6 protein-coding genes and 1 pseudogene are annotated in these 8,044 nt (G+C 47.8%); 2 read left to right on the top strand and 5 right to left on the bottom strand.

All coding sequences use genetic code 11. The features are described 5' to 3' along the window. Positions 1-166 precede the first annotated feature (166 nt). A pseudogene (locus tag IMQ48_RS13975) lies at positions 167-871 on the top strand (IS3 family transposase); the annotation flags it as partial. Between the two features lie 151 nt (positions 872-1,022). On the opposite strand, the gene IMQ48_RS13970 reads toward IMQ48_RS13975, so the two are convergent. The 4 genes from IMQ48_RS13970 to IMQ48_RS13955 form a co-directional block, all read right to left on the bottom strand. Further along, positions 1,023-1,562 (bottom strand): DUF5384 family protein, encoded by a 540-nt coding sequence (locus tag IMQ48_RS13970; protein WP_196209513.1) that lies wholly within the window; start codon positions 1,560-1,562, stop codon positions 1,023-1,025. 14 nt (positions 1,563-1,576) lie between these two features. Next, positions 1,577-2,092 carry a glycine zipper 2TM domain-containing protein gene (locus tag IMQ48_RS13965; protein ID WP_196209512.1) on the bottom strand — a complete coding sequence of 172 codons (516 nt, stop codon included), beginning with the start codon at positions 2,090-2,092 and terminating at the stop codon, positions 1,577-1,579. 283 nt (positions 2,093-2,375) lie between these two features. After that, positions 2,376-3,254, bottom strand: coding sequence for a small-conductance mechanosensitive channel MscS (gene mscS, locus IMQ48_RS13960; RefSeq protein WP_196209511.1), 879 nt, complete (start codon positions 3,252-3,254; stop codon positions 2,376-2,378). Positions 3,255-3,620: 366 nt separating this feature from the next. After that, complete coding sequence (locus tag IMQ48_RS13955; protein ID WP_196209510.1) at positions 3,621-3,824, bottom strand: YfgG family protein; 204 nt, start codon at positions 3,822-3,824, stop codon at positions 3,621-3,623. Between the two features lie 347 nt (positions 3,825-4,171). Here IMQ48_RS13955 and IMQ48_RS13950 point away from each other — a divergent pair, with 347 nt between their 5' ends. Continuing rightward, entirely contained in the window at positions 4,172-6,442 is a 2,271-nt protein-coding gene (locus IMQ48_RS13950) for a sensor domain-containing phosphodiesterase (protein WP_196209509.1), read from the top strand. Here the strand turns inward: IMQ48_RS13950 and ppx are convergent. Beyond that, positions 6,422-7,963 carry an exopolyphosphatase gene (ppx, locus tag IMQ48_RS13945; RefSeq protein ID WP_196209508.1) on the bottom strand — a complete coding sequence of 514 codons (1,542 nt, stop codon included), beginning with the start codon at positions 7,961-7,963 and terminating at the stop codon, positions 6,422-6,424. The two genes, IMQ48_RS13950 and ppx, sit on opposite strands and share 21 nt — an antisense overlap. Positions 7,964-8,044: the final 81 nt, after the last annotated feature.

Here is an 8,044-nt window from a genome sequence, read left to right as displayed (position 1 = left end):
CTATAGGGCAGGACCGTCTACCGGGGTGGGGTCAGTCCAACATAGCGATTTAACGCCTCTAACACCGGCGCAGCTTTGCTGTGCCAGAATGCATTGTAGTGGCACACTGAATTTGGCCACCTGAACAGAGGTGATATGCTCACCTCAGAACAACACAGGTGCACCAATGAAAAAAAGAAATTTCAGTCCTGAATTCAAACGTGAATCTGCTCAGTTGGTTGTCGATCAAAATTACACCGTCTCTGACGCTGCTAAGGCAATGGATGTTGGTCTTTCCACGATGTCGAGATGGGTTAAACAACTGCGTGATGAGCGTCAGGGCAAAACGACAGAAGCTTCCCCGATAACGCCGGAACAAATCGAAATACGTGAGCTAAAGAAAAAGCTGCAACATATTGAAATGGAAAGCGATATTCTAAAAAAGGCTACCGCGCTCTTGATGTCAGACTCCCTGAACAGTTCTCGTTAATCGGGAAACTCAGGGCGCGTTATCCAGTGGCCACACTCTGCCACGTATTCGGGGTTCATCGCATAGCTACAAATACTGGAAAAACCGCCCTGAAAAGCCAGACGGCAGACGGGCTGTATTACGCAGTCAGGTACTTGAGCTGCATGGCATCAGCCACGGTTCGGCCGGAGCAAGAAGCATCGCCGCTATGGTAACCCAGAGAGGCTATCAGATGGGGCGCTGGCTTGCCGGCAGGCTCATGAAAGAGCTGGGGCTGGTCAGTTGCCAGCAGCCGACTCACCGGTATAAGCGTGGCGGTCATGAGCACGTTGCCATCCCGAATCATCTTGAGCGACAGTTCGCCGTAACGGAGCCAAACCAGGTGTGGTGCGGTGATGTGATGTGACCTATATCTGGACGGGTAACCATGTATTCGTTTGGGTGAATACGGGTGATTAAATTTATTATATAAAAATTGTATTCATTGGCTATTTGTGAGAAACCCTCTGTAGCCAGAGGGTTGTGTTGAAAAAATGCACGAACTACGAAGTGGATTGAATGGCGATTGTGAGAACTAGTTAAACCAGCTGTCTGATTTTTTCTCTCTGGCTTTCCCTTCGCTTTGCAGGAGATCGCGTCCGCCTTCAGAGATATTTCTGTTGGCATCGGCTTCAGACTGCGTCACGTCGGTTTGCGCCGCCTTGCTTTTCAGTTCCTGATCGATGAACTCGTTTTCTCGTTTAACACGAGCTTCCTCTTTGGCGAGAGCCAGTTTTTGTTTCTGGACTTCTAAACTGCGAAGTTCATCCTCATAACCCTGGTCTCTTTTCTTATCCATAGAGGCTTCGGCGTCACGTTTATCCTGCCGGGCTTGTCTCTCAGCGTTAGCCGCAGCCGCCTTTTTATTCGCGGCTGCCTGGGCGTTAGCACGCCGCTGCTTATCCTGTTGGATCTGCTTATTGCGCTCAGCTACCCAATCGTCGTGCTGTTTTTTTTCCTCGTTAACTCCTTGTTGTTCAGCCTGCGCTACTGCCGAAAGCTGATCCTGCAAAGACGATGAAAACGCTACACTGCTAAGAGTACAGAGAAAGGTAGCCAGAACGATATTTTTCATATGTTCCCCGATCATTAACTTTTTTCAGGGCATTTCGTATTTGGCTGAATTCGAGTCTCGTTGTAGCTGGTAGAGATGACGACAGCCAGACCGGTACTAAACTGACAAGCCTTGCCGACCTGCGTTGAGGTATAAACCTTCGTACCCTCCTTGTAAGTTAACGATACGCCTTCTACCAGAGTTTTATCGTTTACCATTGAACCCGCAGCAGCACCCGCAGTACCGCCTACAACGGCCCCTGTCGCGGTGTTGGTGTTGCTGCGTGAGCCGACATTATGGCCGATTACGCCGCCAGCCACTGCGCCCAGAATGGCGCCGGTTGTTTGTGCTGCACGTTTATTTGCCGTGTTATCGACAGCCACTTTAGCAGGCAGAACCGAAATGATATTGACCGTTTTGGTCTCTTGCTTTGAGTTAAGTTGATCCGTCTGATAAACATCAGCCGCATGTTCGTCAGCGTTGGACTGGCAGCCTGAGAGGGCAAAGCAGGCAACTAATGCTACAGGTAAGGCGCATTTTTTAAAGTTCATTACTATTCCTTGTTAATCACATAGAAAAATCAACGCATTTAATCTTGCTCACTTGCAAAAGTAAACCTATTGGTTTTTAGCGATTTATCGATATTTTTTTGTTTTATAACAATGGGATATATGATTTGTTTTATATTTGCTTTGTGGGTTGTGAATGCGCGTTGCCTATCTTATAAATATGCTTGATAGAGGTGGGTGAAAAGAACAGAATTTAGGGCGTTTTTTGCTCATTAACCTAGAGGCGGTCAATGCTTCCTCTATTAGTGATAGAGGAAGCGGTAGATTAATCGACCAGTTGTAGCTGCGGTTGTGGTTGTGATGAGACGTTTTGCACACGGATATCCATCTGCGGATATGGCAAATCGATATGGTTGGCGTCCAGCGCTTCTTTGATATTTTCCAGCAGATCGTAATACGTATTCCAGTATTCACCGTTACGTACCCAAACGCGAACGTAGAAGTTTAGCGATGAGGCAGCAAGTTCGCCCAGGCGTACGGTCACGCCACGACTCTGATCAATGCGTTCATCCTGCTCGATGATGTGATTAATGACGTGTTTCACATCGGCAATACGGCTCTGATAGCCAACGCCAATTACCAGGTCGATACGGCGAAACGGGTGGCGAGAGTAGTTAATAATATTGTCAGAGATAATCTTACCGTTGGGGATCACCACTTCTTTGCTATCGGCGGTGAGCAGGGTGGTTGAGAAGAGATGCACCTTTTCCACCGTTCCGGTAACCACGCCAATTTGCACGATCTCGCCGGCGCGAAATGGACGTAGGGAAACCAACAGCACGCCAGCCGCAAAGTTGGACAGCGAACCCTGTAGCGCCAGGCCAACGGCCAACCCGGCGGCACCAATGATGGCAATAATGGATGATGTTTCGATGCCAATGCGGCCCAGGGCTGCGACGACAAAAAATGCAAGGATGATGTAGCGGACTAATGCTGTGAAGAACTGGATAATGGTGACATCCACTCTACGCTTTAACAGCAGTTTCTCCAGCCCATGAGAAAGCAGCCGTGAGATAAATTTACCGATAAATAGTAAAATCGCGGCGGCAACGATGTTCCAACCAAATTGAATCACCGCATCGCTGTGTCCGGCGACCCACTCAAAACCGCTTCGTATTTTAGGAAATAATGTAAAACCCTGCATTGTATTACCCTGTTGAATATATTAATGGTCAAATGTTCATATAAACTTTTAATTACATTTTGAATATAAATAAACACACTATTTATATTAGTTAAAGATATTGCTTAGCGGTTGTTTAAACTGTGTTTGTCTTTTTTATGTTCAATATAAAAACATAAAAAGTCAGCGTGAATAGTGCGGCGACGTGAGGCGAAAAGATAGTGCAATTGTGCGGAAATTAAAATTGATTTGCCGGGGCAAGGTGTGGTGTTATAAAAATAGTGACTGAAGGGGACACAAATCCCTTACCGGATGGTTAAATGTCAGACGATTAGCCATCCGGTAAGGAATCTTGAAGCTCAGAGCATCACAAAGGGCGGCGAGCGATTAAGGTTGGTCGGTTTGTGCGGGAGAAGTCTGTTGCGACAAGCTGCTCTGTTGGGATTCTTTCTTATCCTGGTGGTGGTGCCATGCACCGATAGCAGAGTAGACGAAGCGCCCAAAAAAGAAGAGGAAGCTGATAAGCAGTACGATCCGGATCATGCGACTGTTAAATCGGTGTCGTTTTCGTAGGCTGGTAACCTGGCTCACAAAGGGTTCCTTCAAGTGTACCCAGCGATGGGCGATACTTACATTAAGGCACACTGTGAGGGAATGGTCAATTCATCATTATGTAAAAATGCATCAGTTGTTTTATCTCATTATGTTATGAAAGATAATTTTATTATTTGCATTAATAATGGATTAACGATAACAAAAGAGAAAAAAAGTAATAAATGATTAATGAGGAATATTTTTCTTGATATATATCAAACGTCATCCTCAATCGATAACTAGAATCGACGGGCATTGTGATGTTTGTACATCATCGTTTTAAAGCCAGGTGGGATGCCTGTCTGAATACCCCTTCAGGATGTGAGGGACTCTACTGAGCATCTATGAAAATTAATAAAAAGTATATTAGTATTAGAGATAAGTGGTGGGCATTACCTCTCATTCTACCCTCACTGTTGTTGCCTTTATTGAGTGGTGTGAACACCTACGCACATATTAGTACGGGTACTGTCGTTCTTTTTTATCTTCCTTTAGCACTGATGATAAGCCTGATGCTCTTTTTTGGCTGGGCAGCATTGCCGGGGATTATCATTGCCATCGGTTGGTATAAACTCCCACAGGTTGGGACGTTTGAAGCCGCATCAATCATTACGCACTTTATTGTTACTATTGTCCTCAGTTGGGGAAGGTATCGGGTATTCACTCCCCGACGGAACAATGTGGCTCACGGCAACTCTCATCTGATGTTTCAGCGCATATTTTGGCAGGTGTTCTGTCCGGCAACGCTGTTCCTGGTACTCTTTCAGTTTGCCGCGTTTGTTGGTGTGTATGCGACTAAATCCGGCCTGATGGGCGTTATGCCTTTTAATACCGGTACATTGATTAATTATCAGGCATTGCTAACGGGGAACCTTGTGGGTATCCCGTTGTGCTATTTTATCATTCGGGCGGTACGGAATCCTTTTCACCTACGTGGCTATTTTTCTCAGTTAAAGCAGCAGTTTGATTCCAAAGTATCGAAAACAGAGTTTGCAGCGTGGTTGATTGTATTGACAACGCTGATGGCGCTGTTGTGTATGCCGTTAAATGAAAATAGCTCAATATTCAGTACGAATTACACCCTGTCCCTGTTATTACCCGTCATGCTGTGGGGGGCAATGCGTTACGGCTATCGGCTTATTTCACTGATGTGGGCAGTCATACTTATTACGGGAATACATCATTATCAGAGCTACATGCCCTGGTATTCCGGCTACGATACGCAACTGGCGATCACCTCTTCGAGCTACCTTGTTTTCTCCTTCATTGTGAATTACATCGCCGTGCTGGCGACGCGTCAAAGAGGCATTAGTCGACGTACTTATCGTCAGGCGTACTTTGATCCCATGGTGCATCTTCCAAACCTGCGTGCGTTGAACCGGGAACTGAAGAAGGCGCCATGGTCTGTGCTTTGTTTCTTGCAGATCCCCGGCATGGAACCGCTGGTAAAAAATTATGGGATCATGCTGCGTATCCAGTACAAGCAAAAAATAGCGCACTGGGTAGCCCCCTTTCTTGAACAAGATGAATACGTTTTTCAACTGTCTGGTAATGATTTAATTCTGCGTCTTAACACCGAGTCCTATCAGCAGCGCATTGAGGCGCTGGATCAACATATTAAACAATTTCGCTTTATGTGGGATGGCATGCCTTTACAGCCGCAGGTAGGGATCAGTTATTGCTATGTTCGCTCTCCGGTCAATCATATCTATCTGTTATTAGGTGAACTTAGCACCATTGCCGAGCTCTCCCTTGCTACCAACGCACCTGAAAATTTGCAACGACGCGGTGCCATGCACCTGCAGCGAGACCTGAAGGATAAAGTGGCGATGATGAACCGGTTGCAGCAGGCGCTGGAGCACAATCGTTTTTTCCTGATGGCGCAGCCCATTTATGGCGTACGCGGGGATGTGTATCACGAAATCCTGCTGCGTCTGAAAGGGGATGAAGATGAAATCATTATGCCGGATTGCTTTTTACCCGTCGCGCATGAGTTTGGTTTGTCCTCCAGCATCGATCTGTGGGTGATTGAAAATACATTGAAGTTTATGGCTCAGAATCGGGAAAGCATGCCCGCCCGCCGCTTTGCTATTAATTTATCCCCTACGTCAGTGTGTCGTGCCCGATTGCCGATCGATATCGCTCAATTGCTGGCGAAGTATCAGATTGAAGCCTGGCAGCTGGTTTTTGAGGTCACTGAAAGCAATGCCTTAACTAATGCGGAGCAGGCGCAGGCAACGTTGCTGCAATTGCAGATACTCGGCTGCCAGATTGCGATTGATGATTTTGGCACCGGCTATGCCAGCTATGCACGGCTGAAAAATGTAAGTGCCGATATTTTGAAAATTGACGGCAGCTTTATTCGTAATATTGTTTCGAATAGCCTCGACTACCAAATCGTAGCGTCTATTTGTCACCTGGCGCGAATGAAAAGAATGATGGTGGTGGCTGAGTATGTTGAAAGCGAAGAGATACGCAGTGCAGTGATTTCGTTGGGAATTGATTACATGCAGGGCTATCTGATTGGTAAACCGCAGCCGTTGGATGAGATCCTGGAAGAACAGGTGCCAGAAACCCTGGCACCTGCTAAAGACTCACTCGACGATATCGTGTGAACTTTCTTCTTCAATTTTAAGTCGCCAGCCCGTTACGGCCTCCCAGTATTGCTGCTCTTTTTCCAGATCCAGCAATACCAGCGCATTCTGGCTGAACCAGTCGTGCGGAAAGCGCAATGTCCAGTGGTTCTCGTCCGTAATCAGCGTGAGCGTCGGCGGCGTAGTTGTCGCCTGGCGCTGATTATTCAACAATACGCCCAGACGTAACAACTGGATAAGCGGCAGGAACTGCTTCTTCTTGAACAGCGTAAAGCGGGGGAGATCATCCAGCTTAACGGCTTTGCGGTGGTAACGAACCAATGTCGCCATCATCAACTGCTGTTCCTGGTTGAAACCCGGTAAGTCGCTGTTTTGCAGAATATAAGCAGAGTGACGGTGCAGGCCGCTATGGTTGATGTTTAATCCAACCTCATGCAGCATAGCCGCCCATCTGAGTAATGCTTCCAACTGTGGGTTCGCTAGCTTAGGCTGCTGCGTATGCCACTGCTCATACATCTGCATAGTGGTTTCCAGCACGCGCCGCGCCTGTTCACTGTCGATGTTGTACTGGTTTGCCAGACTACTGGCTGTACGGCTGCGTACGTCCTGGTGGCGAAAGCGGCCTTCCATCTCATACAGCACGCCTTCACGAAGCGCACCATCGGAAAGTCGAAGTTCACGAATAGCCAGCGCATCAAAAACGCCGCACAGGATAGCCAGTCCGGGGACAAATACCGCTTTTCGTTCCTCAGACAGTCCCGGCATACTGAGCGCTGCAAAGGAGGTGTGCTTCAGCACTTCGCTGGTCAACATTTCCAGTCGTTCGGGGGTGATGAAGCCATCTTTCTCACCCATCTCTAGCAGTACTTCGTGCGCAGCTTTGATGGTGCCTGATGCGCCCAGCGCCACGTTCCAGCCCTGAATACGAAACTGCCAGGTTAAGGTTTCCAGCTTCTGTGCCGCTGCCATGCGGGCGCGTTGGAAGTTTTCCCGGTTAATAATGCCGCCCGGGAAATACATCTGGGCAAAGCTGACGCAGCCCATCCGACGGCTTTCAACTAGTTTAGGCTCGAAATCTTCGCCGATCACCAGTTCGGTGGAACCGCCACCGATGTCGATCACCAGCTTACGGCCTTTCTCTGGCTGGGTGTGTTCAACGCCCATAAAGATCAGACGAGCTTCTTCGTTACCGGAAATAATCTCGATCGGGTAGGGGATGACCTTTTCCGCACGCTTGAGAAAATCGGTGGCATTCAGCGCCTGACGCAGTGTATGGGTACCCACAATACAGACGCTTGATGGGGGGAAACCCTGCAGACGTTCTGCAAACAATGATAAACAGCTTAATCCGCGCTCCATGGCTTCTTCGCTCAGCTTATTGTCTTCGCCGAGTCCATCCGCCAGATGTACGCGTTGTTTCAGTCGCCCGATAATTTGCATTGCCCCATCAACTACGCGGGCAATGACCATATGGAAACTGTTTGAACCAAGGTCGACCGCAGCAAATTCCTGCGGTCGTGGTGACTTGTCGTGTATTGGCATAGCGTTTATCCGTCATACTTCAAGTTGTGTATGTGTTGGCTGCATTCGTTCACCCCAGTCACTTACTGGCGTAAGTTTCCG

This window comes from Citrobacter sp. Res13-Sevr-PEB04-36, assembly GCF_015672735.1.
Taxonomy (GTDB): Bacteria; Pseudomonadota; Gammaproteobacteria; order Enterobacterales; family Enterobacteriaceae; genus Citrobacter.
The sequence above is the reverse complement of the archived record's forward strand: the minus strand, read 5'-3'. Positions and strand labels throughout refer to the sequence as shown.

Coding starts and splice junctions, on each gene's coding strand:
- ppx (WP_196209508.1), bottom strand. CDS start 7,963: ATGCCAATACACGACAAGTCACCACGACCGCAGGAATTTGCTGCGGTC.
- IMQ48_RS13950 (WP_196209509.1), top strand. CDS start 4,172: ATGAAAATTAATAAAAAGTATATTAGTATTAGAGATAAGTGGTGGGCA.
- IMQ48_RS13965 (WP_196209512.1), bottom strand. CDS start 2,092: ATGAACTTTAAAAAATGCGCCTTACCTGTAGCATTAGTTGCCTGCTTT.
- mscS (WP_196209511.1), bottom strand. CDS start 3,254: ATGCAGGGTTTTACATTATTTCCTAAAATACGAAGCGGTTTTGAGTGG.
- IMQ48_RS13970 (WP_196209513.1), bottom strand. CDS start 1,562: ATGAAAAATATCGTTCTGGCTACCTTTCTCTGTACTCTTAGCAGTGTA.